Consider the following 26,089-nt stretch of genomic DNA (forward strand, 5'->3'; position numbering starts at 1 on the left):
GTTGAGAGACCGAACTCCATTTCGAAACAGGCTAGCTCAGGTGAGTAGACTAAGATAGCCTAAGGCATTGTGTTAAATGGAGAAACCGGCAAGTCTAGCCATCAGGCCCGAAAAGTTCCGCACTTCGAACTTCTTGATGAGGCGCGCGCGGTAATCCTCCACCGTTCGGGGGGACAGGTTCAGCTCGCGTGCTGTTTCCTTGCTGGTCATGCCGCGCGCCAGACACTTGACGATCTGGCGCTCCCTGTTGGTCAAGGAAATCGCGGGCCTCGTGTCTGAAATATCCGCGAAGGTCAGGATTGCGCGGGCCAGCGGGGCTTCTGCATCAAACGTGAAGACGCGGACGCGGCACCAGAAGATGGAGCCATCCCGTCTCGGCATCAGACGTTCGTCCATATAGCGTCCGGCCTCTTTCAGCGCCTTGAAGCCGACATCGCGAATGGCCTCGAATTCTTTGTTGGAAGCATAGAGCATACGGAAGGATTGGCCGATCAGGGCCTCTCGCGGATAGCCGAACATCTCGGCAAATTGTCGGTTGCATTGTCGTATGATCCTGTCCTCGGTCAGAACGATGCCGATCGGTGCGAATTCAAACGCCAATTGTTGTAAGTCATCGGTGTCGGCCAAGGCCTCGGCCAGGTTCATGTGCGTTCCCGTTTTTTATGCGTCCCGTATTTTTACAGAATTGTGTCAGCTCCATTCTTTCGTGAAGCTGACGCCATGCAAATAGATAGCGAAACCATTGGTAAATCAATAGAATTTGCGCAGGATGCAGCTTCTGCCCGTCTGCTGCGCGAAATTGAGGCCCGGCGCGACGATCTTGCCGCGCTGACATCCGATCTCATTCGCATTCCCACGCTCAACCCGCCCGGTGAAGCCTATCTGGAGGTCTGCGAGTTTCTCAAGAGGCGGCTCGCTCCGAAAGGCTTCGCCATCGAGATGATCCGCGCCGAGGGCGCGCCCGGCGACAGCGATCGATATCCCCGCTGGAACGTGATTGCCCGCCGCGAAGGTCGCTATTCGGGAGAATGCGTCCATTTCAATTCGCATACGGATGTCGTCGAGCCGGGCAGGGGCTGGACGATGGATCCGTTCGGCGGAGAGATCCGTGACGGCAAGGTCTACGGGCGCGGCGCCTGCGACATGAAGGGCGGCCTTGCTGCGTCCATCGTTGCTGCAGAAGCCTTTGTCGCGCTCTTTCCCGATTTTTTCGGCGCTGTGGAGATTTCCGGCACAGCAGACGAGGAAACGGGTGGTTTCGGCGGCGTGGCCCATCTGGCGGAGCTTGGGTATTTCTCGCCGTCCCGCGTCCAGCACGTCATCATTCCGGAGCCGCTGCACAAGGACAGGATTTGTCTGGGCCATCGCGGGGTGTGGTGGGGCGAGATCGAAACCTTCGGGCATATCGCTCATGGCTCGATGCCGTTTCTGGGCGATTGCGCGGTTCGACACATGGGCGCGGTCGTCGCGGAAATGGAAAAGAGTCTTTTTCCGGCGCTTGCCGCGCGGCAGACATCCATGCCGGTCATCCCGCCGCCCGCCCGCCGCTCAACGCTCAACATCAATTCTTTCCATGGTGGTCTGAAGGAGCCGGAGGAGGGGTTCAGTGGCTATCCCTCGCCCGTGGTGCCGGACAGCGCCCGCATGGTGCTCGATCGCCGCTATCTGATCGAGGAAAGCCCGGAAGGAGTGAAGGGCGAAATTGTCGCGCTCCTCAATCGCGTCAAGTCGCAGCGGCCGAGCTTCGACTATGAGCTGAAGGAGCTGTGGGGGGTAACCCCGACCATGACCGAACGCGATGCGCCGGTGGTGAAAACGGTCGCGAGCGCCATCCAGGCCGTCTTCGATCGCGAGCCGGAATATGTCGTTTCTCCAGGTACTTACGACCAGAAACACATAGCCCGTATCGGCAAGATGTATAATTGCATCGCCTATGGCCCCGGCATTCTGGATCTTGCGCATCAGCCGGACGAATATGTCGGTATTGACGATATGGTTGACAGCGCCAAGGTCATGGCCTTGTCATTGTTGCAATTGCTCATGAAGCCCGATGGCGCTTGAGCATCGGGAATTTGCCGGCTAGGGGTAATGGGTCGGCGGAGACGCGGTACGATAACGCTATCGAGGGGAAGGAAGACATGACAATGAACAGATTGATGAAGCTGATGACGACGGCGGCCATTCTGGCGGCCGCCAGCGCGATGACACCAGCATTTGCGGCCAACACCGCCATCACGGTCGGCATGGTTCTCGAGCCGCCGAACCTCGATCCGACTTCGGGTGCCGCTGCGGCCATCCGTGAAGTCACCTATGCCAACATCTTCCAGGGCCTCACGCGCTTCGACGCCAATGGCGCCATCATTCCGGATCTCGCCAAGAGCTGGGATATCTCGCCCGATGGTCTGACCTACACGTTCCATCTGGCCAAGGGCGTCAAATTCCATGACGGCTCCGATTTCAGCGCGGACGATGTGAAATTCTCTCTGGATCGGGCGCGCGCGCCAGACTCCACCAATGCCCAGAAGGGGCTCTTTGCAGATATTGCCTCCGTCGATGTCGCTGATCCTTTAACGGTAAAAGTGACGCTGAAGAAGCCAAATGGCAGCTTCCTTTTCAACATGGCCTGGGGCGATGCGGTCATTCTTTCGCCGAAAAGCATCGCGACAGAAGCCACAAAGCCTGTGGGCACGGGGCCATTCAAATTCGTGAACTGGGTCAAGGGCGACCATGTAGAGCTTGCAAAATTCGATGGCTACTGGGGTGCGCCGGCCAAGCTCGACAAGGTGACGTTCAAGTTCATCTCCGACCCTTCGGCAGCCTTCGCTGCGGTCATGGCGGGCGATGTCGATGCTTTCCCCATGTTTCCTGCGGCGGAAACGCTCGAGCAGTTCAAGAGCGACCCGAGATTTCAGGTGATTGTCGGCAACACGGAAGGCAAGACGATCTTGGCCATGAACAATGGCAAGAAGCCTTTCGATAACATCAAGGTGCGTGAAGCAGTTGCGCATGCCATCAATCGCAAGGAAATCATCGATGGCGCGATGTTCGGTTATGGTACGCCGATCGGAACGCATTTCTCGCCGCAGAATCCTGACTACGTCGATCTGACGGGCCAATCGAACTACGACCCGGAAAAGTCGAAGGCTCTGCTCAAAGAGGCAGGCTATCCCAATGGCTTTACCGTATCGTTGAAGCTGCCGCCGCCGCCGTATGCCCGTAAGGGTGGCGAAATTATCGCGGCCGAACTTGCCAAGGTCGGTATCAAGGCCGAGATCAGCAATGTCGAATGGGCGCAGTGGCTCGAGCAGGTGTTCAAGGGCAAGGACTACGATATGACGATCATTGCCCATGTCGAGCCGATGGATCTCGATATCTACAGTCGTGACAACTACTATTTCAATTACAAGAGCGACGCCTACAAGAAGATCATGGCGGAACTCTCCAGCGCGACCGAGCCGGCCAAGCGTAGCGAATTGTTGAAGCAGGCGCAGAAGCAGATCGCGGACGATTATGTCAACGCCTTCCTCTTCCAGTTGCCGAAGACGGGTGTCGCAAATGCCAAGATCGTCGGTCTGTGGAAGAACCAGCCGACGCCTGCCAACGACATGTCCGAAGTCTACTGGAAGGATTGATCCGCGTAGACCGGAGGCGGGAACGCCTCCGGTCGCCGGTCGCTTGCGCCCCCATGGTCCCATTTCTCCTGAAACGACTGATCTCCCTTGCTTTAAGCCTTCTGGCGGCGAGCGTCGTGATCTTCCTGGTACTTCAGGTCGTTCCTGGGGATCCGGCTTCCTACATGCTTGGCATGAACGCGCAGCCGGAGACGGTCGAGGCCCTCAGGCAGCAGATGGGTTTGAATGAACCGCTTGTCTGGCGCTACCTCACGTGGATCGCCGGACTGGCCCATGGAGACTTCGGGATCAGCTACACCTACAAGGTGCCCACTGCGGAACTGATCAGCCAGCGGCTTTGGGTATCGCTTCCTCTAGCCGTCTACGCCCTTGTTCTCTCCACGCTGATTGCGCTGCCAGTTGGCATCATCGCTGCTGCAAAACGAAATACGGCAGCCGATTACGGCATCATGGGCGTCACTCAATTTGGAATCGCGGTGCCGAACTTCTGGTTCGCCATGCTGCTGGTCCTGTTGTTTTCCATAACGCTTCGCTGGTTTTCCGCAGGCGGCTTTCCGGGCTGGAGCGCTGGGTTCCTTCCCGCGATGAAGGCGTTGACGCTGCCGGCGATTGCGCTGGCGCTCCCGCAGGCGTCTATCCTGGCGCGCGTGACCCGTTCTTCGCTTTTGGACACGCTTTCGGAAGACTATATCCGTACCGCGCGTGCAAAGGGCCTGACCCGCAGCCAGACGCTGGTCCGGCACGCGGTGCGCAACGCGATGATCCCTGTTCTCACCATCATCGGGCTGCAGTTTTCCTTCTTGCTGGCCGGCGCGATCATCATCGAAAATGTCTTTTATCTGCCCGGCCTCGGCCGCCTCGTCTTCCAGGGCATCACGCAGCGCGATCTGATCGTCGTGCAATCGGTGGTCATGCTGCTGGTCTTTGCGGTGATTGTCATCACATTCCTCGTCGATATCGCCTATGCGGTGGTCGATCCCCGTCTTAGGAGCCGCTCCTGATGCAGGAAATTTCCCTGACAGATGACAGGCGTTCGCTCGTCGGCGAGGCTTTCAGGTCGAAGAGCTTTTCCCTCGGATTTCTCCTGACCGGTGCTTTCATCGTGGCGGCCGTGCTTTCCCTGGTGTGGACGCCCTATGATGCGACGGCCATCTCCGTCGCCGAAAAATTGAGGGGGCCGTCGGCGGCGCATTGGCTGGGCACAGACCATTTTGGCCGCGATATTCTGTCGATGATCATGGTGGGAGCCCGGACATCCATTGCGGTCGCCTTCGTGTCCGTGGGCATCGGGATCGCTGCCGGTGTGCCTCTGGGACTCTGGGCCGCGGCGCGTCAGGGCTCGCTCGTCGATGAGATCATCATGCGCGCCAATGATCTCGTCTTCGCCTTTCCGGCACTCCTGATCGCCATCCTCATTACCGCCGTCTTCGGTCCCGGAGCTGTCAATGCTATTATTGCCATCGGAATATTCAATATTCCGGTCTTTGCGCGGCTGGCGCGCGGCGCGGCGCTGACCTTGTGGACACGGGAATATATCTTTGCGGCCCGTGTTGCCGGCAAGGGCGCAGTGCGCATTTCGGCTGAGCACATTCTGCCCAACATCATGAACCTGCTGATCGTGCAGGGAACGATCCAGTTCTCGCTTGGCATTCTGGCCGATGCGGCGCTCTCCTATGTAGGGCTCGGTGCTCAGCCTCCCGTTCCCAGTTGGGGCCGCATGCTTGCGGATGCGCAGACCATGATCAGCCTTGCGCCGCATATGGCGCTGTTTCCCGGCGCCGCCATCGTGCTGACGGTCCTTGGACTGAACCTTATGGGGGATGGGTTGCGGGATATATTCGACCCGAAACTGAGGAGAAGTCGCTGATGACGCTCCTGCAGATCGACAATCTCAGCCTTTCAATTCTCGGTCTCAATATCCTGTCATCTGTCAGGTTTGAGGTCGACCGTGGGGAAGTCGTCGGCGTCATCGGAGAGAGCGGTTCCGGAAAATCCATGACGGCCATGTCTGTCATGCAGCTTCTGCCGCATGGCACCGAGGTCTCTGGTTCCATTCGGCTGGATGGAGAAGAGCTTCTTTCGAAGAGCGAAAGAGAGATGTGCCGCGTTCGCGGATCGGATGTCGGCATGGTCTTTCAGGAGCCCATGACGGCGCTCAATCCTGTCAAGACCATTGGCGATCAGGTTGCCGAAACTGTCATGATCCACAAGGGGGTCCGCCGGGCTGAGGCTCTTGCGATCGCCCGCGAAACCCTGAACCGGGTCGGCTTGCCGGAGGAACGGTTTCCGCTGACGCGCTATCCGCATGAGCTGTCCGGCGGGCAGCGCCAGCGCGTTGTGATCGCCATGGCAATCGCCCTGCGGCCGAAACTGCTGATCGCAGACGAACCGACCACGGCGCTCGACGTGACGACGCAGGCGCAGATTTTGGCGCTGTTGAAGAAGCTGGTGGACGAGGACGGCATGGGCCTGATCCTCATTACCCACGATCTGGCCGTTGTTGCCGATATTGCAGATCGCATCGTCATCATGAAGTCGGGAGAGGTGGTGGAGGCCGGGCCGGCCGTCCAGCTGTTCCGCGCCATGCAGCATCCCTATTCGAAGGCTTTGATGGCTGCGACGGGCCATCATCCGGTGCGGAAGCCGCCTCATGTTGCGCTGGATGCGGTTCCTGTTCTGGAGGTTTCGTCTGTCGTGCGCGAATATGCGCTGCCGCGAAAGACCCTTTTCGCACGGCCCGGCGCCTTTCGCGCCGTGAACAACGTGAGTTTCAAAATCCACAAGGGCGAGAATGTCGGCCTGGTGGGCGAAAGCGGCTGCGGGAAATCGACACTGACGCGCGCTATTCTCGCGCTGGAGGCGACGCAGTCCGGCGAGATCCGCGTGGGCGGGGAACTGGTCACCACGAAGTCCGGCGCCAGCCTTGCGGCCCGTCGCAAGATGCAGGTCGTCTTCCAAGACCCATTCGGGTCGTTCAACCCGCGCCACAAGGTTCGGCGCTTGGTTACCGAGCCGTTTTACCTGATGGGCCGCGATGCGCCGACCGGCGCGGCACTTGAAGCGCGCATTGCGGAATCGCTCGAGAATGTCGGGCTTTCCGCGCGGGATGCCGACAAATACATTCACGAGTTTTCCGGAGGGCAACGCCAGCGCGTGGCGATCGCGCGCGCGCTGATTACCCATCCTTCGCTGATCGTTCTGGATGAGGCCGTTTCGGCGCTCGATGTGTCGATCCGGGCGCAGATCCTCGATCTTCTCGCCGATCTCTCGGACCGGCTCGATCTGTCCTATCTCTTCATCTCGCACGACCTTTCGGTGGTCCGGGCGATCACCGACCGGGTGATGGTCATGAAAGCCGGCCAGATCGTTGAAACGGGCGAGACCGAGGTGGTCTTCTCCAATCCCCAACACGACTATACGCGGCAGCTCATTGCCGCCACGCCTGATCTGGAGGCGGCGCTGAAGCGTCGCGAGATCGCGGCGGCCTGATGCATGCAAGGAGATTTCCCATGATTTCGACGTGGTTCCCAACGGACAAATGCTTCATCGACGGCGCCTGGGTTGCGCCTGCAAGCAAGGACAGCCTGCCGCTCGAGGATCCTTCGGACGGCACGGTCATTGGCGCCATTGCGCGGGGTGGCTCGGCGGATGTCGATCTCGCTGTGGCCGCTGCGCGCGGTGCGCTGGACGGGGCGTGGGGAGAAATGCCCGCCTTCGAGCGTGGCAGGCTTTTGGCCAAGGTTGGCAGGGCGGTTCTCGAAAGAGTCGAGGATCTTGCCAGGCTTGAGGCAGCCGATGTCGGGAAGCCGTTGAAGCAGGCCCGTGCGGATGCTGTTGCTTTGGCACGATATCTGGAGTTTTACGGCGGCGCCTGTGATAAATTCCATGGTGAAACTATTCCATATTTAAATGGTTACACTGTTTATACATTGCGGGAGCCGCATGGCGTGACCGGCCATATCATCCCGTGGAATTACCCGATGCAGATCCTCGGTCGCTCGGTGGGCGCGGCGCTGGCCATGGGCAATGCGGCGGTTCTGAAACCCGCGGAAGAGGCCTGCCTGACGGCGCTCGCCTTTGCCGATATCTGCCATCAGGCCGGTCTGCCGAAGGGTGCGCTGAACGTCGTGCCAGGGCTTGGCGAAGAGGCGGGGGCAACGCTCTCAGCGCATCCCGGCATCAACCACATTTCGTTTACCGGCTCTGTCGGCGTCGGCATCAAGATCCAGGCGGCGGCGTCGCGTAATGTCGTGCCGGTGACGCTGGAGCTGGGCGGCAAGTCGCCGCAGGTCGTATTCGCCGATGCCGATCTGGATGCTGCGCTCCCCTTCCTCGTCAATGCCGGCATTCAGAATGCCGGCCAGACCTGCTCGGCGGCATCGCGCATTCTTGTGCAGAAGGAGGTCTACGATGTCGTCGTCGCCCGCATGGCCGAGCGATATCGCGCGCTGAAGGTTGGCCCGGCCATGGCGGATCTCGATGTCGGCCCGCTGATTTCGGCGCGGCAGAAGGAGATTGTGGAGGGCTTCCTGTCCCTGGCCGAAGAGGCGAGCGTGGCCGCCAGCGGGGTGATCGTCGCCGACGCACCGAAGGGTGGAAACTATGTGGCTCCACATCTCATCGCCGGTCTCGATCCGTCGCACCGGCTGGCGCGGGACGAGATTTTCGGTCCCGTTCAGGCGGTCATTCCATTTGATACGGAAGAAGATGCGATCCGAATTGCCAACGGCACTGATTATGGGCTGGTGGCCGGTGTCTGGACGCGTGAAGGCGCCCGGCAGATGCGGCTTGCGAAGGCGCTACGGGCCGGACAGGTCTTCATCAACAATTATGGCGCCGGCGGCGGCGTCGAGCTTCCCTTCGGTGGCACGGGCAAGTCCGGCCATGGCAGGGAAAAGGGGTTTGAAGCGCTCTATGGCTTTTCGGTCCTGAAGACCGTTGCTGCGCTGCATGGGTAAGGAGACAATCATGCGTTTGGAAGGCAAGGCAGCCATCGTCACGGGCGGGGCATCGGGTTTCGGTGCTGGCATCGTGCGCAAATTCATTGCCGAAGGCGCAAAGGTCATGGTCGCGGATATCAATGGCGCGGCCGCTGAGGCGTTCGCCAAAGAGCTCGGCGATGCGGCCATGGGCTGGCAGGTCGATGTGTCGAAGGACGACAGTGTGGCCGCGATGGCGCAGGCCGCGATCGAGGTCTTCGGGCAGGTGGATATTCTGGTCAACAATGCAGGTGTCACGCATCTCCCGGCGGCGATGGAAGACGTTTCCGAGGTTGATTTCGATCGTGTTATTTCGGTAAACGTAAAGTCTGTTTATCTGACTGCAAGGCATCTGGTTCCGCAGATGAAGGCACGCGGCAAGGGCGCGATCCTGAATGTCGCTTCCACCGGCGGCGTGAGTCCGCGTCCGCGGCTGTCCTGGTACAACGCCTCCAAGGGCTGGATGATCACGGCAACACGCGGCATGGCGATCGAGCTCGCGCCGGCCGGCGTTCGCGTCAATGCGATCAATCCCGTGGCCGGGGAGACGCCGCTGCTGAAGAGTTTCATGGGTGAGGACACGCCGGATATACGCGCCAAGTTTCTGGCGTCCATCCCGATAGGCCGTTTCTCGACGCCGGAGGATATGGGCAATGCGGCCTGCTTCCTCTGCTCGGACGAAGCCTCGATGATCACCGGTGTCGCCATGGAAGTGGATGGCGGACGCTGCATATAACCTTCGGATGACTTTTCGAGGAGCGGGGGCCGTGCTAGCACTTCGTTCAAACTTGAACTGGTGTTGGAGGATTGCCGATGAGTGATACTGTTTTGCTGGAGCGCAAGGGCCGCGTGGCCCTTCTGACGCTGAACCGTCCTCAGGCGCTCAATGCGCTGAATTCCGAGCTTTTGACGACGCTCTGCGCGCATCTCGATGCCCTCAGCGAGGATGAGAGCGTCGGCTGCGTGTTGATCACCGGCTCGGAAAAGGCCTTCGCTGCGGGAGCCGACATCAAGGAAATGTCGGACAAGACCTATATCGACATGAAGAATGCCGATTTCTTCGGCCGCCGCTTCAGCGCGCTGACAGCCGCCAAGCTGCCGATGATTGCTGCCGTTTCCGGCTTTGCCCTGGGAGGCGGCTGCGAGCTGGCGATGATCTGCGATTTCATCATTGCATCCGAGACAGCGAAGTTCGGTCAGCCGGAAATCAAGCTCGGCGTCATTCCGGGCATGGGCGGAACCCAGCGTCTGACGCGCGCCGTCGGCAAGGCGAAGGCAATGGATCTCGTGCTGACGGGGCGCATGATGGATGCGCAGGAGGCCGAGCGGTCCGGCCTCGTCGCCCGTGTCGTGCCGGCGGACAAGCTTCTTGAGACGGCACTTGCGGCGGCGGAAGCCATCGCATCCTATTCGCGTCCCACAGTTGTCACCGCCAAGGAGGCGGTCAACCGCGCCTTCGAAACAACGCTGACGGAAGGTCTCCATTACGAGCAGCGCGTCTTCTATCCGCTCTTCGCGACGGAGGACCAGAAGGAAGGCATGGCCGCTTTCACCGAAAAGCGCCCGCCCAGTTTCAAGCATCGTTAACCGTGGCGCGGGTCTTCGGCGCTGGCAATGATGTCGTTGCCCGCGTAAGCTGCGCTTTGAGGCCAGCCTCCGTGAAATTCACCGAGTAAACGAAGGAACAGGAGAAGTCGGAGGCAGTTAGACGCGGGAAACCGAGGTCCGACGATGCTTTCAAACTTTCCAAACCGCCTTCTGCGCTCGCCAGCGGCAGGTCTGCAGCTTGTGTTTTCCGGCTTGAGGAAAACGGCATGAGAACGCCGCTTGCACGTGTTCTCGGTCTCGGTTCGGCGCGCTCTGGCACCGAGGACTTCTTCGCCGATCGCGTGAGGGCGGTCGTCCTGACCCTTCTCACGCCTTACATGATCGGCCTCGGCGTCTATCTCTTCGGCCGGCCCCGCGCGGTGGTCATGGACACGCTGTCGCGGATCTGGGTTGCGCCCGCGGTCATGGTTTTTGTCATCATCAGTCTTCTCCACATGCGTCTCGGCATGCAGGTGATCATTGAGGACTATATCCACCACAAGGGCTGGAAACTGACGCTGATTTTCGCCAACTGGGCCTTCACCATTGCGGCCGGGTCGGCCCTGATCTTCGCCCTTCTCATGATCGCTCTCAGACCTGTGGCGTGAGCATCGTTTCGGGGACGAGCCGGGCAAGGCCGGCAGGCGGCCGCGCGTGGTCATTGTTGGCGGCGGCTTCGGCGGGCTTGCCTGCGCTTCGGCCCTTGGCAAAGCAGAGGCCGATGTGACGCTGATCGACCGCCGCAATCACAACCTGTTTCAGCCGCTTCTCTATCAGGTCGCCGCGCGATCCTCTCTCCCGCAGACATTTCCGAACCGCTTTGGCGTACGCTCGGGAGATATCGCAATGTCGCCCGTGTCATCGACGACAAAACCTGACCCTTGAATGTCAATGCGGCTCATTGGGTTTGCGGCTGGGTTGTCTGCGTGTCGGGCTGTGTCTGAACGCCGCGGTTCATGTTTCCTGTCGTGCCGAAATACGCGAGAGCGGCGACGATCAGGATGACCACGATCACGCCCCAGACGATGCGGTTGTTGTTCATGGTTCTCTCCTTCATATCGCAGGGTCGAACCGGGTATCGGCGGAAAGGTTCCTTTGGTCCGGCCGGGCGGGAACTTTGGCGCGAGCCTTCCGTTGGGTTTCAGGCTCTGCAATCTTCAACCGCAGAGATACCAGGAGCGGAAAATGGATGATGTTAATATTACCCACTTGCGTGGGCGGCTGAATGCCCATCGTGAACTTCTGATCGAGATGATGTCCTTGATCATGTCCGATGGCGGGCGCGTTCCGGCCGGCGCGCAGGGCGGCCCGGGGGACGACCTGGCGGTCTATGACCAGCAGGAGGATCCCGGTGTGATACCCACAGACGCCTATGCGGAACAGGCGGAATTTGCCGCGGAAGTCCGGGCGATCTTCGATGCGGCCCAGCAGCGGATGCAGGCGCGCAAGAACAAAGCTTGAGATCGGTGGAACCTTAACAGGGCCACGATAGTTCTCTTCACATGACTCAAGACGACAAATCGTTCAAAGCGCCGAAAGGCGACGTCGGCGAGCGGCGCGCAGGCGAAACCGGCACGGTCACCCGCCTGGAAACCGTGATTGACGCTCCGCTTGCATCTGCACTGGAGAAGGCGGCGCCGCCGTTCCACCTGCCGCCTTTGCCCAAATCGCGGCGCACGGAAATTCGGGTTCCGGCATCCATCAGCCGCGGCGACCTGTCAAAAGGCGCGACCTTGAGACTTCACAGCAACTCCCGGTAAAGGAACGATCATGGCCAACGACAAAACCCCGTCGCGCGAAACATCCCGCGAGGAAGACTACCGTGATTACGACAAGCGTAACATCGGTGATGGTTGGCCTTATGCCGATGAAGACGGTGTACCGGCCCCATCCAATGCGCCCTATGGAGCAGGCAGCTCCAACCTCGACGAGGCGGAGCGCGTCGGGATCGAGGTGGCCGATCGTCCGGCCATCGACAGCGCGGGCGGGCCTGCGGTTCTGCCCTGGCGTGAGGAGGATATCATTGAGGATGATGCGCTCGAGGAGCGGATTACGGATGTTCTTTCGGCAGGTGAAGAGTTCGATGCAGATCTGATTACCGTGACGGTTCATCAGGGGGTCGCGACCTTGTCCGGCGAGGTGGAAACCGCCGCCGCACGCGCGCTTGCCGCCATGCTGACAAAGTCCGTGGGTGGAGTCCGCCGGTGCGTCAATGACCTTGTGCTCATCGGTGTCGACGGTCTCATCCCGCCGGATGCCGACGTCTGATGGCCGTCACTTCGGTCGAAACGATCGACTGACCCTGTTGCTCAGGAGAGGTCAAAGTTCCAAACGCCACGAACTGTCCAGAAGAACCGGAAAACAGGAAGCCGAGACCCCATCCGCCGCGCGAGAAAAGCAGGCGGCGCCTGAACCGCAGCCATAAGGCTTTGCTTCTTCTGCTGGCCCTGATTGCCGTTGTCGTCCTGGACTGGATTTTCATCCCCTAACAGCGGTTTTGCAATGAGCCGCTGCGTTAAACATGTATGACAGACGGGCTTCGCAGATTTGAGGGGAACAAGCCGTGCTTTGAGCGGTTCCGGCTTCATCAAAACGCGGAGATTGAGGTCATCATGGTCAAGGAAATCCCCCCTGAACAGGCGCGGCAAGGTCGAAATTCGCCCCGCACGTTGATCGTCCTCATAGTGTCCTTCGTCCTCGCTTTCGGCGCGCTGACACTGCTTTACCTGTATGTCTTCACGGGCTCCTATCCGGAGAACCCGACGGACAGCGCCAATAGGCCGAAGACAGAGACGCAGCGCTGAGCTGCGGTCCCTTCAAATATAATCTTTACGTTTCGGGCTTCGGCTGAGCGCGATCTGGTTGTCGACTTCTTCGACGCCGTCGATCGACAGGGCGATCTCGGCACATCGAGCGATTTCTACGGGGCTGTAGACGTGGCCTGACAGCCGAATCCGTCTGCCCTCGGCAACCACCGTGACATCCGAGGCGTCGACCGAGCCGCTGGTGGCCAGCAGGTTCGCGACGAGTGTTTCCAACCCCGCCTTGACCGGATGCAGGACTTCGACTTCGGCCAACGAGTCGTGATTTCGCCTGGGTTTGTGAACCATGACCTACGCTCCTTATTCGCTTTTGTGTTCGGGCTTGCCCTTGCGCCTGGTCGAGGCAAGGTCCTTCAATTCCTTTTCGGACATGGAGCTTTCCATGCTGCGGGACGCGCCCTGAAGCTCGCTTTTCTTGATGTCGCCCCGCTTGGCAGCAAGCGCTGCACCAGCTGCCTTTTGTTGCGCCTTGGATTTGGCGGGCATGATCTTCTCCTTCTTCGAGTGGCTGTTTTGCGGACGGAAAGCCCCGGCTGGTGAGCCAGCCGGGGCCATCGAACTTGCTGTGGTTCAGACCTGGTCCTGCCGCTCCTGAACGCGAAGATTGTTCTGAACGTTCTTCACGCCCGTGACAGACTCCGCACAGTCCTCCGCGACGCGCTTGTCGCCGCGCCGACGGACGAAGCCGCTTAGTGTCACCTCGCCGTTCTCGACACTCACGCTGATATCGCTGGCATCCAGCCGGGGGTGATCGGTGAGGCGATCATGCACATCCTCGTTGATGCGGCTGTCGGACCTCAGATAGCCTTTGGGGCCGCGGCCGCGATGGCTTTCGTCCCGGCGCGCATCCATGTCGCGACGGCGCTCTGCGTCCTCGTCGCCGAACCAGGAGGCGATTTCATCGCCGGCCCGATCCCACATGTCGCGGTCTTCGCCGCGCCCGTAGCTTCCCGGATAGCGATCCGCATCCCGTGGCGAGCCGTAGCGGTCCGAGGGGCCGAAGGGCATGTAGCCCTGGTAGACAGAGGGACCTCCGCGGCCATAACGCGATCCGTAACCGTCTTCGCCATAGCCCAGATCGTCGGTCGTCCAGTCATCACGATTGGGACGACGGTTGCTTCGTCCGCGATCGTTCATCGTCTCCCGCTCGTAGCGTCCGTAATTCTCGTATGCCATGGTGCTTTCTCCTTGGTCGATTGGTTTCTTGTGCGGGGGACCGTGCGGCTCCCCGTCCTGTACCGGCCGGAGGGCCGGTGCAGAGAGGCGTCAGTAGCGACGGCCATGCCAGCGATAATCGCTGGGGCAGTCTTCCACGATGCGGCGGCCGTAGCGGTCGCGATAGACACAGCGGCCCGGTTCGTTGGCGGAGCCTATCAGGGCGCCGGCAACAGCCCCGACGGCGCCACCGACAGCTGCACCACCCACATCGCCGGTGACGGCACCGCCTACGATGGCGCCGCCCGCACCGCCGATGGCGGCGCCCCGTTCGGTCGCTGTGCAGGATGCCAATGCGGCGGCTGCCGTCATCAGCGGGAGCATTACGAGCAGGTGTTTCATGAGCGTCTCCAAGCATTCTGTCAGTGAGGGTTACAGGACGCTAACTCCGCATCCGGCGCGATGTTCCAGCCAGTCGGGCCCGAAGTCACCCCGCAAGAAACAATCGGGCGACGTTGCGCGTTGAGGAGACATGAAAGGAGAAACATCATGGAAGATCCCAGCCGAACGCCTCCTCGGGCCCATGAAAAGCCCGATGTCATCAATGCTCCGGTCGGTTCCGAAACGGATGTGGCCAGCATTGCCCTTCACATCAATTCAGGGGAGATCAATGCGATCACGATTTCCGGTGAACCCTTCGGCGAACGCCGCCGCCGTCTGCAGGAGCTGATTGGTGAGATCGAAGGGCGTATTGACGCAAGTCCGCGCGGCAAGGACCTTGAGCCGCTTCTTGAAGAGGCGAGAACCGCCTTGCGTCTTGTCGAGGAACGGGAACGCGCCGAAGGCGACCGTTCCTAGTGTCCCGCTAGCGGCTGTGACCATCTCAAGATCATGATCTTGGCGGGGCGGTCGTATTCATCAGGGTTCGGGACCGGCGTCTCGTCAGGCAGGCGATCCGGTTCCGGCTCGTTGATCGGGGAAGACGGCGTCATGGGCGGCGCAACAAGCTCCGGTTGGGGCGGCACGACAGCATCGTCGGCAAGGGCCGGGAAAAGCGAGCGCATGTGAATATATCCTGTCCGAGAAACGCGGCTACTGATGCGCCGCGTTCTCTTTTTGCGTGATTGGGGAAACCCGGTCTAATTGCCGAGACCCTGGGCCATCTTCAGGTGATCCTGAAGCGCCGGCAGCGTCTTGCCGGCCCACGCCTTCAGCGTTTCATCATCACCCGTATTGGCATAGGCGCTGAAGCGATCCACCGCCTTGCGGTGGGCTGCGACCTGTTCCTTGCGATACTCGGCGGACAGGGCTTCGCCCTTGAGGCTCTTCAGCTTTTCGAGCATCTTCTGTTGCGACTTCGATATTGCAGAGGGAGTTGAGACACCGCCTTGGTGGACTGAAGTTGCTGTTTCAGTTCGGCGCTGGTGCTGTCGTTTCCCGTTCTCAAAGTTTCCCGATGGTTCAATCCTCGACCGCTTCGCCCAGTTCCTCCTTCAGGCGCTGGCGTGCGCGGTTCAGGCGGCTCTTGATCGTGCCCACCGCGCAATCGCAGATCACAGCCGCATCTTCGTAGCTTTCCCCCTGGATGACGATTAGTACGAGGATCTCGCGATATTGATCCGGAAGACGCATCAGCGCCGAATAAACTTCCTTGGCCCGCGCCGACCATTCCTGATCCGGTTGCGTGACCAGCGTATTGACGCTGTCGGGGGGGAGGCCGATCACCTCGCGCTCCCTCTTGCGATAACGCGTGTTGAACGTGTTCCGCATGATCGTGAAGAGCCAGGATTTCAGCCTCGTGCCTTCGGTGTACTGGTTGAGGTTGGCAATCGCCTTGATGAGGGTTTCCTGCACAAGGTCGTCCGCATTTTCGGGCTGAGGGCAAAGAATTCTTGCGAAGGCTCTCAATGCCGGAATCAGTTCAACAACTTGTTCACGACTCATGTCGGGTTCCACGCCTGGTTTTGATCGAAAAATGACAAGAACGACCAGCGCCAGCTGTTCGGACATAATTTCTCATGGGGCTTCGGGCTCACCGGATCGTCCTGACGTAGCCCCGCTCCAGGAGGCCGGGAAACCGGGCTGTTGACGCAAAATCGGGACGGCTGCTGCAGTCGATCCATGGACGTCTTCCTCCTCGCACGATCATGGTGATCCAGTCGTATGCGATGGGGTAATGTCCTGCCTGAAGCATTGTTCCGGAGGTGAGCCCACTAGAATTAGCCATGCCTAACATTCGTTTGGGCAGGAATTCGTGCGATCATTGATCTGATCGGTGAAACGAAACGTAGGATTTGCGGTTAGTGATTTTCCGGAAGCTAGGCGCGGGGTAGTTATGGCTCATTCTTTCGACGGAGTTGCCGGTCGCGCCGAAGATGGCGAGGTCGACAAGCTCGTAAACGAACTGATCAGGGAGATTGGGGCGGCAGAGGTGCCTACGGCGATCCGCGAGCTTGCGATCAAGCTTCAGTCACTGATCGATCAACGGACGACCGAAACAGCGCTCAAGCCGAACCGTTGACGCTTGAAATCGCCCGCCGCTGATGCAGATAAGGCAGCCGGTTTGAACACCGCGTCACGGTTGAAAACTTGACCATCTTCCGCGCATGCGCGGCAGATTACTGACATATCCGACTACGATTCATGCAGCTTGAGGGGTGTCGCCTGTCACTGCGCGTGTCCAACGGCGGAGGCGAGCGGCGTGCGCGGACGCACGCGCCTGCTTGCATCTTCCTCGTCACCCACGGCCTGCATGAACCACTCGCTCGCCGGCTTCAGGCCTTCCTCAAGCGGAACCCTAGGGGTTGATCTTGTCGATCAGGCTCGAGCCGCTTTCATCGTTGAATGTTCACCCGGCGTTTTTCGTTTCCCCGATGCATGGAACAAGCCGCCTTGCCTCGGGTTTGGCCGTCATTGTGTGTAAGGGCGCAGGCGAGCTTGGACAAAATGAGGAGGGCTGTTGATGCCGGGGGGATCCAAACGGAAGACGCATGAAACACTCGACCATCTGGCGCGAAAGGAGCGCGAAGAGTTCCTGCGCCGATCGTCAATGCGATTTCTGGAATGCGCGATCCATCTCTGTGCGACCCACATGCCGCTTGCCGATGTTGCCGATATTCTCGAGGAAGAGGCGCGGCATTTGCGCATCTATCAATGAACCGTCTCGCAATGAACCGCCTAGCCACCCGAATGCGGGGCCCGCGAACATGAGGACACTGATATGAGAGCCGCGCCGCCGGACCATGTCGATGCGGTATTTCTGTCCGCGCGGATGGCGGCCGCCCAGCAGGAGATGACTTTGCTGTCACTCTACGGAAGCAGCGGAGAGGCCGGCGCGCTGAACGCTACGCATTGAATGAGTTTCAGCAGGTGCGTGCGGATTTCATGGGCGTACAGGGCCTGTCCGGGCGGTAAGACCGCCGGCTAGAGAGGGCGTTTGTAACCGGATATCAGCCGCAGACGGTTCCGCATGACATCGAAGTCCTGCACACCGTTCTGATACATTTTGATCGCCTGACCGGCGATCTTGCTCGAATGCGAGCCGTCGTGATCTTCGATGTCAAGGCAAACGTCCTTGACGACCTTTTCAATACGCGAAAGTTCCGTGGGGGAGAAGTAGCCGATAAAGCGGGCAGGGCTAGATTGCGTGTTCGTGGACATTTCCGCCTCCTTTCAAATGAGAGGCTGGTGAGGTCGTTTTTGACTTCCACGGATTGAAGATAGCGTAATAACCCCCTCGCGACAACCTCCCGCCTCAGAATTAACCAGTAAGGATTGCGAAATAATATTCCGTACGGGCCGGAATTTTTTAGTCTGTGTCGGAACGTTTGGCCGAATCCTTTCGTGTTTTTCCTGCGTCGGCGACCGTCTTGCGCCGCGGATCACGCAGGTTTTCTCCGTGAGCGTCCCTATCCTTTTCCGGGTCGTCTTTCGCCTTCATGTAGCCTCGCGGCGTGACGTCCTGTGGTCCCTCCCAGCGCGGCGATTGTTCGGTGGTTCCCGGTACGCCATCCTGCGGTTTCTCGATTGTCATAACATCTGCTCCTCATGTGGTGACGGATCAGCCTCCCAACCCTTTTGGCCATCTCCTGTTCCGGTCCCTTCAGGAACGATCTGCGTCTCCCGGTCTTCCGGCATAGCGCTTCATCAGGCGCGGGAGGGTGAGCGTCTGGACAATGACCGAGAAAACGATGACGGCATATGTGCCGGCGAGGATGAACGGTCTTGCCTCGCTCGCCGGCAGGGCGAGCGCCAGCGCCGCCGAGATCGCACCCCGAATCGCGCTCCACGTCAGCAGAACGGGCGCGCCCGGTCCGAAATCGAGCCATTTTTCGACCGACAGCATGGAAAAACGCACGGCGACATAGCGCACGGCGAGAACGACGGGGATTGCGAGGACGCCGTTCAGAACAACGGTCCAATGGAGGTTCAGGATGAGCACTTCCAGTCCCAGAAGGGTAAACAGGATGCCGTTCAGCATATAATCGACCAGCCGCCAGAAGCCAAAGAAATAGGAACGGGTTTCCTTGCTCATGACGAGCGGCGCCCCGCGATTGCCGATGAAGATGCCGGCGATCACCACGGCAATCGGACCGCTGACATTGAGGGTCTCGGCCAGCCCGTAGGTGCCCATCACCAGAGCGAGAGAAAACAGAACTTCGTCGGAATAGTCGTTGACCGTCCTGATCGCGTGAAAGGCGAGATACCCCGTTGTAAGACCAAGCAGCAGACCGCCGGCAGTCTGCTGCACAAGGGCAATGGCGATTTCCGTGGGCTGCGGGTTTTGCGGGCCCGTCATGGCGAATTGCAGCGCCACCGTGAAAAGGACGATCGACACGCCGTCGTTGAACAGTGCTTCGCCCGAGATCTCCGTTTCGAGCGCTTCCTGCAGATCCACGGATTTCAGTGCGGCGATCGCGGCAACCGCATCTGTGGGCGCGATCAGCGCGCCGAAAGCAAGGCACCAGGCAAACCCGATCGGAAGGCTCAGGGCCTGCGCGGCCAGCCAGCAGATCGCCGCCACCAGAAAGGCCGACACGACGACCCCGATCGTCGCCAGCAGCGAAACCATCGGCGCGCGAGCCCGCAGCTTGTCCCATTCCATGGTCGCAGCGCCGGCAAAGAGCAGAAAGGCCAGCATGCCGTTCATGACGGTCGTGTAGAAATCGATCTCGCCCAGGGCCGTTTTCAGCCGCTGAGGGACGGTCTCGTGCGGAAGAACGAGTTCCACGCCGAGCAGAATGAAGGCCGCGGCCATACCCATGATCAAGAGCGCCACGTTGCTCGGAAGACCGAGAAAGCGGCGGTTGATCCAGCTGAAAACGGCTGTCGCCACGACAAGGGCAGAGATGGTTTGAAAGAGCACGCGAGTCTCCGCGTTACGGGTCGGTTCATTTCAGCAACCTATGAAAAGGCGTTTGGTTCCGAGGACCAGCGCAGCTGCGGCTTGGGAACCAATCGTGCCCATCCATGTTTTGAACGATGACAGACGGATTTTTTGCGCAGGTGGCGACAGCGGAAACCTTGCCCTGGATGGCAATTGTTTTTCGCCTCCTGCTTGCGGCCGTTTGCGGCGCAGTGGTGGGTGCGGAACGCGAATGGCGCAACCATTCGGCCGGGCTCAGGACGCATATTCTGGTCAGCCTTTCAGCAGCGGTTCTCGCCACAATAGCGCTCGAACTCGCCCGCTCGAAACTCTTCGAAGGCCAGATCCGCATGGATCCGATGCGGCTTCTGGAGGCGATCACGAATGGCGTGGCTTTCCTCGCCGCCGGCATGATCGCTTTCACGCGCGGCCGCGTGGTGGGTCTGACGACGGGGGCGGGAATCTGGCTTGCGGGCGCGATCGGGCTCGCGGCCGGTCTTGGCTTCTGGCGGATCGCGCTCGTCGCCACCGCCGCGGCGCTGGTGGTGCTGTCGCTGCTGCGCAGCGTCGAAAAAACCATGCCGCCTCTGAAAGACCATACCCGGACCGACGCCCCGAAGAGAGGAGGTCGGGAGCGGAAATAGCAACCTCGTCTAGCCCGGGCGTGGTGCCAGGATGAAGTCGAACTTGTAACATGGACATGAAGATCGTGATGCGAAACATTCAGGGAATAACTCTGGCTCTATCCGCACTCCTGTTGACGGTGCCGCTCCTTGAGCCCTGGCAAGCTGTTGCCGCGGAACCGTCTGCTCAGCCCTTCAAGGCAGAGGCGCACATACCGGGCACGACCCCGCAGAGCGGTGACCGTCCCGCGCAAAGCGGCCTTAAAGACTGCACGGTCTATCCTTTTCATGGGTCGAGATGCGTAACCGCGCTTAGCGCCACCTGTTCCTCTGGAAGATGCTGATCATCCCTGGAACAATTGCCCGGATGCCTCGTTTGACCGTCTCCAGCAGTCCTTCAGAAACGGGAAATCCCATGGCACGAACACGAGACTGGAAAGGCCATCTCAAGCTTTCGCTTGTGACGGCGCGGGTATCGCTGACGGCGGCGACGACGCAATCTAGGAAAATCCGTTTTCACCTCATCAACCGCGATACCGGCAATCGAGTCGAGGCGCGCTATTTCGACAGCAAGACCCACCGGCCGGTGTCGGAACGCAATGAGGTCAAGGGCTTTCCCAAGGACGGCGCTGAAGACGACTTCGTTTTGCTGGACGATGACGAGATCGATTCCGCCGCGCTGGAAAGCACCCGCACGATCAATATCGAGGCCTTCGTGCCCGCCGGCTCGGTCGCCTGGATCTGGTACGAAAAGGCGCACTTCCTGAAACCCGATGACGATCTGAGCGAGGAAGCCTATGGCGTCATTCTCCAGTCGATGCGGGAGCATCAGGTTCTCGGGATCGCCCGTCTCGTGCTTTACGGGCGCGAGAGGGCGGTTCTGCTCGAGCCCTTGCGAAACGGCATCATTCTGTGGACCCTGCGCTATGGCGAGACTGTCCGGGGGCCGGTGGTGGATCTGCATAAATTGCCCAAGCCGGACGCGGCCGCGATGACAAAGCTTGAGAAGACGATCGAGAAGAAATGTGGCACCTGGCGGCCTTCTCTCGTCAAGGATCCCATGCAGAAACGTCTGAGCGATATTGTGAAAGCACATCGCGACGATCTGCGGCCGGCCAAGGCACCTGCCCACACACCCCCCGCCAAGACCGGACGCATTGTCGACATTACGGAAGCGTTGCGAAACAGCCTGCGCAATCCCTGACAGTCGAACTGTCCACAGAGACAGTCAGGGCAGGGGTCGCGCCGCCGCAAAGAAACCTGCCCACGGATCGTCGCGCAGGTTTTCCAGCCGGTTTCGTATCTTGTCGATCGTGAAATGCGCCGGCCCGATCGTCGCCGAGAGCTCCGACCAGTCGAGCGGCATGGACACGGCGGCGCCCGGCCGGGCGCGGGTGGAATAGGGGGCCACCGCCGTGCTGCCGCGTCCGTTGCGTAGATAATCGATGAAGATGCGGCCATGACGCTTGGCCTTGGTGGCGACCGCGATGTAGCGGGTCGGCTCTTCCTTCGCCATGTTGGCCGCGAGCTTCTTGGCATAGGCCTTCACCTTGGGCCAGCGCGCCGCAGGTTTCAACGGAATGACGACATGCAGCCCCTTGCCGCCGGAGGTCTTCACGAAGGCGGCAAGACCGTCCTTCTCGATCCGGCTTTTGAGCCTCTGGGCTGCTTCGATCACCGCAGTCCATTCGACATCTGCGGCCGGGTCCAGATCCATGGTGATCATGTCCGGCTGTTCCCAGTTCCGGGTCGTTGTGCCCCAGGGGTGGATTTCGAGACAGCCGGACTGCGCCAGTGCCACAAGGCCGTCGAAATCCAGAATGCGCATGGCCGGCTTTCCGGTCTTGTCTTTCGGATCGGCAATCTCGTTGATATGCCGGTTCATCCCGCGCCAGCCATGTTTCTGGAAGAAATGCGGCCCGGCGATGCCATCGGGGCATCGCACCAGCGCAATCGGCCGATCCACCACGAAGGGGGCCATGAGCCGCCAGACCTCCGCGTAGTAATCGACCAGTCCCTGCTTGGTGACACCCTCATCTGGCCAATAGAGACGGTCCGGATGGGTGAGCTTGACGCCCGACTGTGGGGTTTTCCTGCGATCCGTCACATTCCCCTCCCGCACGACGTCTTCCGCCGGCTTGTCCTCGCGAAGACCTCTAAATGCAGCGTGACGCAGATTGCCATCGCCGGACCATGCCCGGAACTCGACCTCTGCGACCAATTCCGGCCTGACATAGATGAGCTGTCGTCTTGCTAGCGCGTCAAGCGGTTCTTCGAAGGGGCTTTCGCGGGTGATCAGAGGCTGGAGGCGGTCAAAGAGAGCTTCCGCCATGTCGCGGGTGAAGCCGGTGCCGACGCGCCCGACATGACGAAGCCGGCCGCGCTCATAAACGCCGAGCGCAAGCGACCCGATCGCCGCGCGCGAAGTGGAAGAGGGGGCATAGCCGCCGATCACGAATTCCTGCCGCTCGGAGCATTTCGACTTGATCCATTCTCGGCTGCGGCCAGAGTGATAACTGGCATCGGCACGCTTGGACACGACGCCTTCCAGGCTGAGGCGGCAGGCATGCTCGAGAACCAACCCGCCTGCCTCGCTGAAATGCGCGCTGAAGCGGATCTGCGGATCGGCATTTCGCAGCAGGGCCTCCAGACGCGCCTTGCGATCGGCAAGCGCTGCGTTTCTCAAGTCATGGCCGTCGAGATAGAGAATGTCGAACGCATAGTAGACGAACCGGTCCCTGCGCTCCTCGCTGAGGTCTTTCTGCAAGGCCGAGAAGTCCGAGACGCCATTGGCCCTTTCTACAACGATCTCGCCGTCGATGATCGCGCTCTCCGCGGGCAGCGCAAGCAGGGCCTTCCCGAGCGTCTCCCCGAATTTCTCGGTCCAGTCGAGACCGCTGCGGGTCGAAAGCGTCAGCTCGCCATGGTCGAGACGGGCTTCTATCCGATAGCCGTCGAACTTGATTTCATGCAGCCAGGCCGTGCCCTTGGGCGGCACGGGCTTCAGGGTCGCAAGCTGCGGCTTCACGAAGCGGGGCAGTGGAGCGCGTTTGGCACCCTTGGGCCAATCGGTCGGTGCGCCGGGTTCCTTCATTGCCTTGCCGCCGCTCCAGTGGGCGACCGGCGCTTTCGCCATGTCCTCGATCTTTTTCTTCGACTTTACCGATTGCGGCATCTCGTCCAGCAGTGCGTCGCCGTCTCCCGGCCGGGCCTCGTCGTCGTCGCCCTTGATCAGCAGCCAGTTGTTGCGCTTCTCGTTGTCGCGCCGCTTCATGCGGATGAGATGCCAGCGGCCGGAGAGCTTTTCGCCTTCGAGCGTGAATTCGAGATGGCCCTTTTTCAGGCCCTTGTGCGGGTCGTCGAGCGGAGCCCAGGTGCCGCGGTCCCAAAGGATGACCGCACCGGCGCCATATTGCCCCTTCGGAATGGCGCCCTCGAAATCGCCATAGGCCAGGGGATGATCCTCAACCTCCACCGCCAGCCGCTTTTCTTCGGGGTCGAGGCTCGGGCCGCGTGTGACGGCCCAGCTTTTCAGTACGCCGTCCAGTTCCAGGCGAAAATCGTAATGCAGTCGGCGGGCCGCGTGTTTCTGAATCACGAAGCTGAAACCGCCTGATTGTCCTGTCGCACCTTCCGGCTCGGGCGTTTTATCGAAACGCCGGCGCGCGTTGTAAGTCTCCAGGCCCATGAGCTAACCAGCCTTTCGCATCTTGCCGCGGGTCGATTTCGGCTTTGTGTCGCTTTTCCGCTCACTCTGCAGGGCGCTGAGGCGCAGCGCCTCGCGCAGGTCGACGACCTTTTGCTCCGGCTCCCTGTCGGGTTTCGGCAGCGGCCGGCCTTCCATCTTGGCGCGGACGAGTTTCAGCAGTGCCGCATTGTATCGGTCGTGAAATTCGGCCGGATCGAAGCGGCTCAATTTCGTCTGGATGAGGTGTCCGGCAAGATCCAGCAGCTCCTCGTCATAGTGGGGCTCCGAAAGGCCGCGGAAGGCGTTCCGCGCGGAGCGAACCTCGTAATCATAGTTCAGCGTGGTGGCGATAACGATGCCCTCATGAACCCTCAGGATCAGGCCGCGATTGCGCCGGAACAGCACGGCCTGTGCAAAGGCGGTCGTTGCGCCTTTTTCCAACGCTTCGCTGAAGGCGCGAAACGCCTCCTCGTCCGCCTTTGCGGCGGGGGCGAGATAGTAGGGCTTGTCGAAATAGAGCTTGTCCACCGCATCGCAGGGCAGGAAATGCTTGATCGCGATTGTCTTGTCGCTGTGGGGGATCAGCGCGGCCAGAGTTTCGGGCTCTATGAGGACGTAATTTCCGTCATCGAGCTGAAATCCGCGCACCTGAGCGTCTCGCTCCACCGGTTGCTCCGTTTCGCTGTCGACAAAGCGGCGCTCGACACGGTTTCCGGTCTTGCGGTTCACGATGTGGAACGACACCTTTTCATCCGACGACAAGGCCGAATAGAGAGCGACGCCGCAGTCGACGCCCGGTCCGTTCAGCTTGCCTTTCCACAATGCGCGGCGGGTCACGGCGAATGTCCCCCGCTACGGGTTTCGGTCGATGTCTTGTCGCGGGCGAGCCCGGCTTCGATTTCCGCAATGTCTTCCGACGTGACCACGGGCACCGGATCGGAGACGATGGCGGCAAGCACCTCGCGGGAGACGACGCCATTGCGGATCGCCTCCTCAAGGGCCTCGCGCGTCAGCCGTTCGGCCTTGAGTTCAGCATATAGCGCCATGATCAGCCGGTCTCGGGCGTCCGGCTTTGAGGATTGCTGAAGATGAAGCGGTTCTGTCGTCATAGCGTTCAAATCATCCGGACCGGCGATTTGTTCCAGCCGGATCAACGGCTTTCCAGAAAGGCCAGCAACCGCTGTTCGTCGGCCCGCAGTCCGTCTTTCCGGGGCAAGGGCTCGCTCGCCTGTTTTTTCAGCTCTTCGCCCATCAGGGGATCCGTGGCGATCTTGAGGACCTGCGGGTGGATGTAGCTCTTTCGGCTGATCGCGGGCGTATTGGCCAGCTCGTCTGCCGCAGCTTCCGCCATGGACTTGATGGTCGGTCGCTCGTCTTTCGAGAGCTGGCTTAGCGCCGCCGTAAAGGCCGCAACCGTCCCGCCCCAGGTGCGGAAGGTCTTGGCCGAGGCCGGTGCGCCGCTGATGTCCGCGATATAGCGGTTGAGCTGGCTGGAATCGACGGATCGCAGGTTTCCCGTCACGTCCTGCCAGACGAAGAGTTCGCGGCCTGGCAGGTCTGCAATGCTTTCCAGAATGCGCTGAAGCCGGGGCGCCCGCAGGTGGCGCCGGACCTTCTTGCCGCCCTTGGCCGTGAATTGCAGCTCCAGCCCCTCACCGAAGCGCACGTGGCGTTTCAGAAGGGTCGTTGCGCCGTAGGTTCCGTTTTCAGCCAGATATTGCCGGTTTCCGACGCGCAGGTGGGCCGAGTCCAGCAGGAGGACGAGGGCCGCGAGCGTCGCCCGCTCCGGCTCTTCCAGCCGCTGCGCATCCGCCAGTACCTGCCGGCGAAGCGCGGGAAGGGCATGACCGAAGGGGACGAGCTGATCGAATTTCTGTTCGTCGCGTAGTGCCTGCCAGCGCTCGTGATACCGATACTGCTTGCGGCCGCGATCGTCGTAACCGGTCGCCTGCAGATGACCGTCGGCCAGGGCGCAGATCCAGACACCGCGATAGGCGGGCGGAATGGCCAGACGCGCGACACGGGCTTTGTCGGCGGCGGCGTTCAGGGCTTCGCCGCCCGGCAGATGATAGCTGAAGCCCTTGCCGCGCTTGCGGCGCGTGATCCCGGGCTCGCGGTCGCTCACATAAACCAGTCCGGCCTGTCGCAAGAGTTTGGGATCGAAAGGGTCATCCATGGGAGGGGATTTCAGTGGCGCCGAAAGCGAGTTGAGCCTGAGGTCGCCGCAGCCTCGACTGC

General features: G+C 60.5%; 34 protein-coding genes and 1 pseudogene. 19 read left to right on the plus strand and 16 right to left on the minus strand.

Annotation, left to right across the window (positions count from 1 at the left end):
- Positions 1-72: 72 nt before the first annotated feature.
- Positions 73-645 (minus strand): PAS and helix-turn-helix domain-containing protein, encoded by a 573-nt coding sequence (locus LQK83_RS09670; RefSeq protein WP_230837191.1) that lies wholly within the window; start codon positions 643-645, stop codon positions 73-75.
- A 75-nt stretch (positions 646-720) separates the two neighbouring features.
- Between LQK83_RS09670 and LQK83_RS09675 the strand changes: the two genes are divergently transcribed.
- From LQK83_RS09675 to LQK83_RS09720, 10 genes and pseudogenes are all read left to right on the plus strand, one after another.
- A complete protein-coding gene (locus LQK83_RS09675; protein ID WP_230837192.1) occupies positions 721-2,061 on the plus strand; it encodes an acetylornithine deacetylase/succinyl-diaminopimelate desuccinylase family protein in 1,341 nt (446 codons plus the stop codon).
- An 83-nt stretch (positions 2,062-2,144) separates the two neighbouring features.
- Positions 2,145-3,632 (plus strand): ABC transporter substrate-binding protein, encoded by a 1,488-nt coding sequence (locus LQK83_RS09680; RefSeq protein WP_230837193.1) that lies wholly within the window; start codon positions 2,145-2,147, stop codon positions 3,630-3,632.
- Positions 3,633-3,685: 53 nt separating this feature from the next.
- Positions 3,686-4,633 carry an ABC transporter permease gene (locus LQK83_RS09685; protein WP_230837194.1) on the plus strand — a complete coding sequence of 316 codons (948 nt, stop codon included), beginning with the start codon at positions 3,686-3,688 and terminating at the stop codon, positions 4,631-4,633.
- A complete protein-coding gene (locus LQK83_RS09690) occupies positions 4,633-5,499 on the plus strand; it encodes an ABC transporter permease (RefSeq protein WP_230837195.1) in 867 nt (288 codons plus the stop codon). The genes LQK83_RS09685 and LQK83_RS09690 overlap by 1 nt, the downstream gene beginning before the upstream one ends.
- Positions 5,499-7,121: an ABC transporter ATP-binding protein gene (locus LQK83_RS09695; protein ID WP_230837196.1), complete on the plus strand. Its 1,623-nt coding sequence runs from the start codon at positions 5,499-5,501 to the stop codon at positions 7,119-7,121. The genes LQK83_RS09690 and LQK83_RS09695 overlap by 1 nt, the downstream gene beginning before the upstream one ends.
- 20 nt (positions 7,122-7,141) lie before the next feature.
- The gene (locus LQK83_RS09700) at positions 7,142-8,590 is read left to right on the plus strand and encodes an aldehyde dehydrogenase family protein (protein ID WP_230837197.1); all 1,449 of its coding nucleotides are present in this window, start codon (positions 7,142-7,144) and stop codon (positions 8,588-8,590) included.
- A gap of 10 nt (positions 8,591-8,600) precedes the next feature.
- Complete coding sequence (locus tag LQK83_RS09705; RefSeq protein ID WP_230837198.1) at positions 8,601-9,347, plus strand: SDR family oxidoreductase; 747 nt, start codon at positions 8,601-8,603, stop codon at positions 9,345-9,347.
- Positions 9,348-9,424: 77 nt separating this feature from the next.
- Positions 9,425-10,198 (plus strand): enoyl-CoA hydratase, encoded by a 774-nt coding sequence (locus LQK83_RS09710; protein WP_230837199.1) that lies wholly within the window; start codon positions 9,425-9,427, stop codon positions 10,196-10,198.
- Positions 10,199-10,425: 227 nt separating this feature from the next.
- The gene (gene sdhD, locus LQK83_RS09715; RefSeq protein WP_230837200.1) at positions 10,426-10,806 is read left to right on the plus strand and encodes a succinate dehydrogenase, hydrophobic membrane anchor protein; all 381 of its coding nucleotides are present in this window, start codon (positions 10,426-10,428) and stop codon (positions 10,804-10,806) included.
- A pseudogene (locus LQK83_RS09720) lies at positions 10,796-11,049 on the plus strand (FAD-dependent oxidoreductase); the annotation flags it as partial. The gene sdhD and the pseudogene LQK83_RS09720, both read left to right, overlap by 11 nt.
- Positions 11,050-11,096: 47 nt before the next feature.
- Here the strand turns inward: LQK83_RS09720 and LQK83_RS09725 are convergent.
- On the minus strand, positions 11,097-11,240 hold the full coding sequence (locus tag LQK83_RS09725; RefSeq protein ID WP_230837201.1) for a hypothetical protein: 144 nt from the start codon (positions 11,238-11,240) through the stop codon (positions 11,097-11,099).
- Between the two features lie 143 nt (positions 11,241-11,383).
- On the opposite strand from LQK83_RS09725, the gene LQK83_RS09730 reads away from it, so the two are divergent.
- The 4 genes from LQK83_RS09730 (at position 11,384) to LQK83_RS09745 (ending at position 13,002) form a co-directional block, all read left to right on the plus strand.
- Positions 11,384-11,659 (plus strand): hypothetical protein, encoded by a 276-nt coding sequence (locus LQK83_RS09730; RefSeq protein ID WP_230837202.1) that lies wholly within the window; start codon positions 11,384-11,386, stop codon positions 11,657-11,659.
- Positions 11,660-11,700: 41 nt separating this feature from the next.
- Positions 11,701-11,958, plus strand: coding sequence for a hypothetical protein (locus tag LQK83_RS09735; RefSeq protein ID WP_230837203.1), 258 nt, complete (start codon positions 11,701-11,703; stop codon positions 11,956-11,958).
- A 10-nt stretch (positions 11,959-11,968) separates the two neighbouring features.
- A complete protein-coding gene (locus tag LQK83_RS09740; protein ID WP_230837204.1) occupies positions 11,969-12,466 on the plus strand; it encodes a BON domain-containing protein in 498 nt (165 codons plus the stop codon).
- A gap of 344 nt (positions 12,467-12,810) precedes the next feature.
- On the plus strand, positions 12,811-13,002 hold the full coding sequence (locus LQK83_RS09745) for a hypothetical protein (protein WP_230837205.1): 192 nt from the start codon (positions 12,811-12,813) through the stop codon (positions 13,000-13,002).
- A 12-nt stretch (positions 13,003-13,014) separates the two neighbouring features.
- On the opposite strand, the gene LQK83_RS09750 is transcribed toward LQK83_RS09745, so the two are convergent.
- From LQK83_RS09750 to LQK83_RS09765, 4 genes are all read right to left on the minus strand, one after another.
- The gene (locus LQK83_RS09750) at positions 13,015-13,308 is read right to left on the minus strand and encodes a BON domain-containing protein (protein WP_230837206.1); all 294 of its coding nucleotides are present in this window, start codon (positions 13,306-13,308) and stop codon (positions 13,015-13,017) included.
- Between the two features lie 12 nt (positions 13,309-13,320).
- A complete protein-coding gene (locus tag LQK83_RS09755) occupies positions 13,321-13,506 on the minus strand; it encodes a DUF3008 family protein (RefSeq protein ID WP_230837207.1) in 186 nt (61 codons plus the stop codon).
- A gap of 84 nt (positions 13,507-13,590) precedes the next feature.
- Positions 13,591-14,196: a BON domain-containing protein gene (locus LQK83_RS09760; RefSeq protein WP_230837208.1), complete on the minus strand. Its 606-nt coding sequence runs from the start codon at positions 14,194-14,196 to the stop codon at positions 13,591-13,593.
- 90 nt (positions 14,197-14,286) lie between these two features.
- Positions 14,287-14,577 carry a glycine zipper domain-containing protein gene (locus LQK83_RS09765; protein ID WP_230837209.1) on the minus strand — a complete coding sequence of 97 codons (291 nt, stop codon included), beginning with the start codon at positions 14,575-14,577 and terminating at the stop codon, positions 14,287-14,289.
- A 147-nt stretch (positions 14,578-14,724) separates the two neighbouring features.
- Here LQK83_RS09765 and LQK83_RS09770 point away from each other — a divergent pair, with 147 nt between their 5' ends.
- A complete protein-coding gene (locus tag LQK83_RS09770; protein ID WP_230837210.1) occupies positions 14,725-15,033 on the plus strand; it encodes a hypothetical protein in 309 nt (102 codons plus the stop codon).
- On the opposite strand, the gene LQK83_RS09775 is transcribed toward LQK83_RS09770, so the two are convergent.
- The 3 genes from LQK83_RS09775 to LQK83_RS09785 form a co-directional block, all read right to left on the minus strand.
- Positions 15,030-15,239: a hypothetical protein gene (locus tag LQK83_RS09775; protein ID WP_230837211.1), complete on the minus strand. Its 210-nt coding sequence runs from the start codon at positions 15,237-15,239 to the stop codon at positions 15,030-15,032. The two genes, LQK83_RS09770 and LQK83_RS09775, sit on opposite strands and share 4 nt — an antisense overlap.
- Positions 15,240-15,314: 75 nt before the next feature.
- Complete coding sequence (locus tag LQK83_RS09780) at positions 15,315-15,641, minus strand: DUF4142 domain-containing protein (RefSeq protein WP_330166277.1); 327 nt, start codon at positions 15,639-15,641, stop codon at positions 15,315-15,317.
- Positions 15,637-16,119, minus strand: a complete 483-nt coding sequence (locus LQK83_RS09785; protein ID WP_230837212.1) for a sigma-70 family RNA polymerase sigma factor — start codon at positions 16,117-16,119, stop codon at positions 15,637-15,639. The genes LQK83_RS09780 and LQK83_RS09785 overlap by 5 nt, the downstream gene beginning before the upstream one ends.
- Positions 16,120-16,510: 391 nt before the next feature.
- Between LQK83_RS09785 and LQK83_RS09790 the strand changes: the two genes are divergently transcribed.
- Both LQK83_RS09790 and LQK83_RS09795 read left to right on the plus strand, forming a co-directional pair.
- Positions 16,511-16,696 (plus strand): hypothetical protein, encoded by a 186-nt coding sequence (locus LQK83_RS09790; protein ID WP_230837213.1) that lies wholly within the window; start codon positions 16,511-16,513, stop codon positions 16,694-16,696.
- Positions 16,697-17,137: 441 nt separating this feature from the next.
- Positions 17,138-17,332, plus strand: a complete 195-nt coding sequence (locus LQK83_RS09795; protein WP_230837214.1) for a hypothetical protein — start codon at positions 17,138-17,140, stop codon at positions 17,330-17,332.
- A 266-nt stretch (positions 17,333-17,598) separates the two neighbouring features.
- On the opposite strand, the gene LQK83_RS09800 is transcribed toward LQK83_RS09795, so the two are convergent.
- The 3 genes from LQK83_RS09800 to LQK83_RS09810 form a co-directional block, all read right to left on the minus strand.
- Positions 17,599-17,835, minus strand: coding sequence for a hypothetical protein (locus tag LQK83_RS09800; protein ID WP_230837215.1), 237 nt, complete (start codon positions 17,833-17,835; stop codon positions 17,599-17,601).
- Positions 17,836-17,983: 148 nt separating this feature from the next.
- Positions 17,984-18,208 carry a hypothetical protein gene (locus LQK83_RS09805; RefSeq protein WP_230837216.1) on the minus strand — a complete coding sequence of 75 codons (225 nt, stop codon included), beginning with the start codon at positions 18,206-18,208 and terminating at the stop codon, positions 17,984-17,986.
- Between the two features lie 69 nt (positions 18,209-18,277).
- The gene (locus LQK83_RS09810) at positions 18,278-19,540 is read right to left on the minus strand and encodes a cation:proton antiporter (protein ID WP_230837217.1); all 1,263 of its coding nucleotides are present in this window, start codon (positions 19,538-19,540) and stop codon (positions 18,278-18,280) included.
- Positions 19,541-19,707: 167 nt separating this feature from the next.
- Between LQK83_RS09810 and LQK83_RS09815 the strand changes: the two genes are divergently transcribed.
- Both LQK83_RS09815 and ku (LQK83_RS09820) read left to right on the plus strand, forming a co-directional pair.
- Complete coding sequence (locus LQK83_RS09815; RefSeq protein ID WP_230837218.1) at positions 19,708-20,184, plus strand: MgtC/SapB family protein; 477 nt, start codon at positions 19,708-19,710, stop codon at positions 20,182-20,184.
- Positions 20,185-20,578: 394 nt separating this feature from the next.
- On the plus strand, positions 20,579-21,367 hold the full coding sequence (gene ku, locus LQK83_RS09820) for a non-homologous end joining protein Ku (protein ID WP_230837219.1): 789 nt from the start codon (positions 20,579-20,581) through the stop codon (positions 21,365-21,367).
- Positions 21,368-21,391: 24 nt separating this feature from the next.
- Here the strand turns inward: ku (LQK83_RS09820) and ligD are convergent, their stop codons facing one another.
- From ligD to LQK83_RS09840, 4 genes are read right to left on the minus strand one after another with little or no spacing between them, the layout of a single operon-like run.
- On the minus strand, positions 21,392-23,851 hold the full coding sequence (gene ligD / locus LQK83_RS09825) for a DNA ligase D (RefSeq protein ID WP_230837220.1): 2,460 nt from the start codon (positions 23,849-23,851) through the stop codon (positions 21,392-21,394).
- 3 nt (positions 23,852-23,854) lie between these two features.
- Positions 23,855-24,688: a non-homologous end joining protein Ku gene (ku, locus tag LQK83_RS09830; protein ID WP_230837221.1), complete on the minus strand. Its 834-nt coding sequence runs from the start codon at positions 24,686-24,688 to the stop codon at positions 23,855-23,857.
- Positions 24,685-24,960: a hypothetical protein gene (locus LQK83_RS09835; RefSeq protein ID WP_230837222.1), complete on the minus strand. Its 276-nt coding sequence runs from the start codon at positions 24,958-24,960 to the stop codon at positions 24,685-24,687. The genes ku (LQK83_RS09830) and LQK83_RS09835 overlap by 4 nt, the downstream gene beginning before the upstream one ends.
- A gap of 41 nt (positions 24,961-25,001) precedes the next feature.
- Positions 25,002-26,027: a DNA topoisomerase IB gene (locus tag LQK83_RS09840; protein ID WP_230837223.1), complete on the minus strand. Its 1,026-nt coding sequence runs from the start codon at positions 26,025-26,027 to the stop codon at positions 25,002-25,004.
- Positions 26,028-26,089 lie beyond the last annotated feature (62 nt).

Source organism: Rhizobium sp. C1, assembly GCF_021026335.1.
Lineage (GTDB): Bacteria > Pseudomonadota > Alphaproteobacteria > Rhizobiales > Rhizobiaceae > Ensifer_A.

Coding starts and splice junctions, on each gene's coding strand:
- LQK83_RS09670 (WP_230837191.1), bottom strand. CDS start 645: ATGAACCTGGCCGAGGCCTTGGCCGACACCGATGACTTACAACAATTG.
- LQK83_RS09675 (WP_230837192.1), top strand. CDS start 721: ATGCAAATAGATAGCGAAACCATTGGTAAATCAATAGAATTTGCGCAG.
- LQK83_RS09680 (WP_230837193.1), top strand. CDS start 2,145: ATGAACAGATTGATGAAGCTGATGACGACGGCGGCCATTCTGGCGGCC.
- LQK83_RS09685 (WP_230837194.1), top strand. CDS start 3,686: ATGGTCCCATTTCTCCTGAAACGACTGATCTCCCTTGCTTTAAGCCTT.
- LQK83_RS09690 (WP_230837195.1), top strand. CDS start 4,633: ATGCAGGAAATTTCCCTGACAGATGACAGGCGTTCGCTCGTCGGCGAG.
- LQK83_RS09695 (WP_230837196.1), top strand. CDS start 5,499: ATGACGCTCCTGCAGATCGACAATCTCAGCCTTTCAATTCTCGGTCTC.
- LQK83_RS09700 (WP_230837197.1), top strand. CDS start 7,142: ATGATTTCGACGTGGTTCCCAACGGACAAATGCTTCATCGACGGCGCC.
- LQK83_RS09705 (WP_230837198.1), top strand. CDS start 8,601: ATGCGTTTGGAAGGCAAGGCAGCCATCGTCACGGGCGGGGCATCGGGT.
- LQK83_RS09710 (WP_230837199.1), top strand. CDS start 9,425: ATGAGTGATACTGTTTTGCTGGAGCGCAAGGGCCGCGTGGCCCTTCTG.
- sdhD (WP_230837200.1), top strand. CDS start 10,426: ATGAGAACGCCGCTTGCACGTGTTCTCGGTCTCGGTTCGGCGCGCTCT.
- LQK83_RS09725 (WP_230837201.1), bottom strand. CDS start 11,240: ATGAACAACAACCGCATCGTCTGGGGCGTGATCGTGGTCATCCTGATC.
- LQK83_RS09730 (WP_230837202.1), top strand. CDS start 11,384: ATGGATGATGTTAATATTACCCACTTGCGTGGGCGGCTGAATGCCCAT.
- LQK83_RS09735 (WP_230837203.1), top strand. CDS start 11,701: ATGACTCAAGACGACAAATCGTTCAAAGCGCCGAAAGGCGACGTCGGC.
- LQK83_RS09740 (WP_230837204.1), top strand. CDS start 11,969: ATGGCCAACGACAAAACCCCGTCGCGCGAAACATCCCGCGAGGAAGAC.
- LQK83_RS09745 (WP_230837205.1), top strand. CDS start 12,811: ATGGTCAAGGAAATCCCCCCTGAACAGGCGCGGCAAGGTCGAAATTCG.
- LQK83_RS09750 (WP_230837206.1), bottom strand. CDS start 13,308: ATGGTTCACAAACCCAGGCGAAATCACGACTCGTTGGCCGAAGTCGAA.
- LQK83_RS09755 (WP_230837207.1), bottom strand. CDS start 13,506: ATGCCCGCCAAATCCAAGGCGCAACAAAAGGCAGCTGGTGCAGCGCTT.
- LQK83_RS09760 (WP_230837208.1), bottom strand. CDS start 14,196: ATGGCATACGAGAATTACGGACGCTACGAGCGGGAGACGATGAACGAT.
- LQK83_RS09765 (WP_230837209.1), bottom strand. CDS start 14,577: ATGAAACACCTGCTCGTAATGCTCCCGCTGATGACGGCAGCCGCCGCA.
- LQK83_RS09770 (WP_230837210.1), top strand. CDS start 14,725: ATGGAAGATCCCAGCCGAACGCCTCCTCGGGCCCATGAAAAGCCCGAT.
- LQK83_RS09775 (WP_230837211.1), bottom strand. CDS start 15,239: ATGCGCTCGCTTTTCCCGGCCCTTGCCGACGATGCTGTCGTGCCGCCC.
- LQK83_RS09785 (WP_230837212.1), bottom strand. CDS start 16,119: ATGAGTCGTGAACAAGTTGTTGAACTGATTCCGGCATTGAGAGCCTTC.
- LQK83_RS09790 (WP_230837213.1), top strand. CDS start 16,511: ATGGCTCATTCTTTCGACGGAGTTGCCGGTCGCGCCGAAGATGGCGAG.
- LQK83_RS09795 (WP_230837214.1), top strand. CDS start 17,138: ATGCCGGGGGGATCCAAACGGAAGACGCATGAAACACTCGACCATCTG.
- LQK83_RS09800 (WP_230837215.1), bottom strand. CDS start 17,835: ATGTCCACGAACACGCAATCTAGCCCTGCCCGCTTTATCGGCTACTTC.
- LQK83_RS09805 (WP_230837216.1), bottom strand. CDS start 18,208: ATGACAATCGAGAAACCGCAGGATGGCGTACCGGGAACCACCGAACAA.
- LQK83_RS09815 (WP_230837218.1), top strand. CDS start 19,708: ATGGCAATTGTTTTTCGCCTCCTGCTTGCGGCCGTTTGCGGCGCAGTG.
- ku (WP_230837219.1), top strand. CDS start 20,579: ATGGCACGAACACGAGACTGGAAAGGCCATCTCAAGCTTTCGCTTGTG.
- ligD (WP_230837220.1), bottom strand. CDS start 23,851: ATGGGCCTGGAGACTTACAACGCGCGCCGGCGTTTCGATAAAACGCCC.
- LQK83_RS09835 (WP_230837222.1), bottom strand. CDS start 24,960: ATGACGACAGAACCGCTTCATCTTCAGCAATCCTCAAAGCCGGACGCC.
- LQK83_RS09840 (WP_230837223.1), bottom strand. CDS start 26,027: ATGGATGACCCTTTCGATCCCAAACTCTTGCGACAGGCCGGACTGGTT.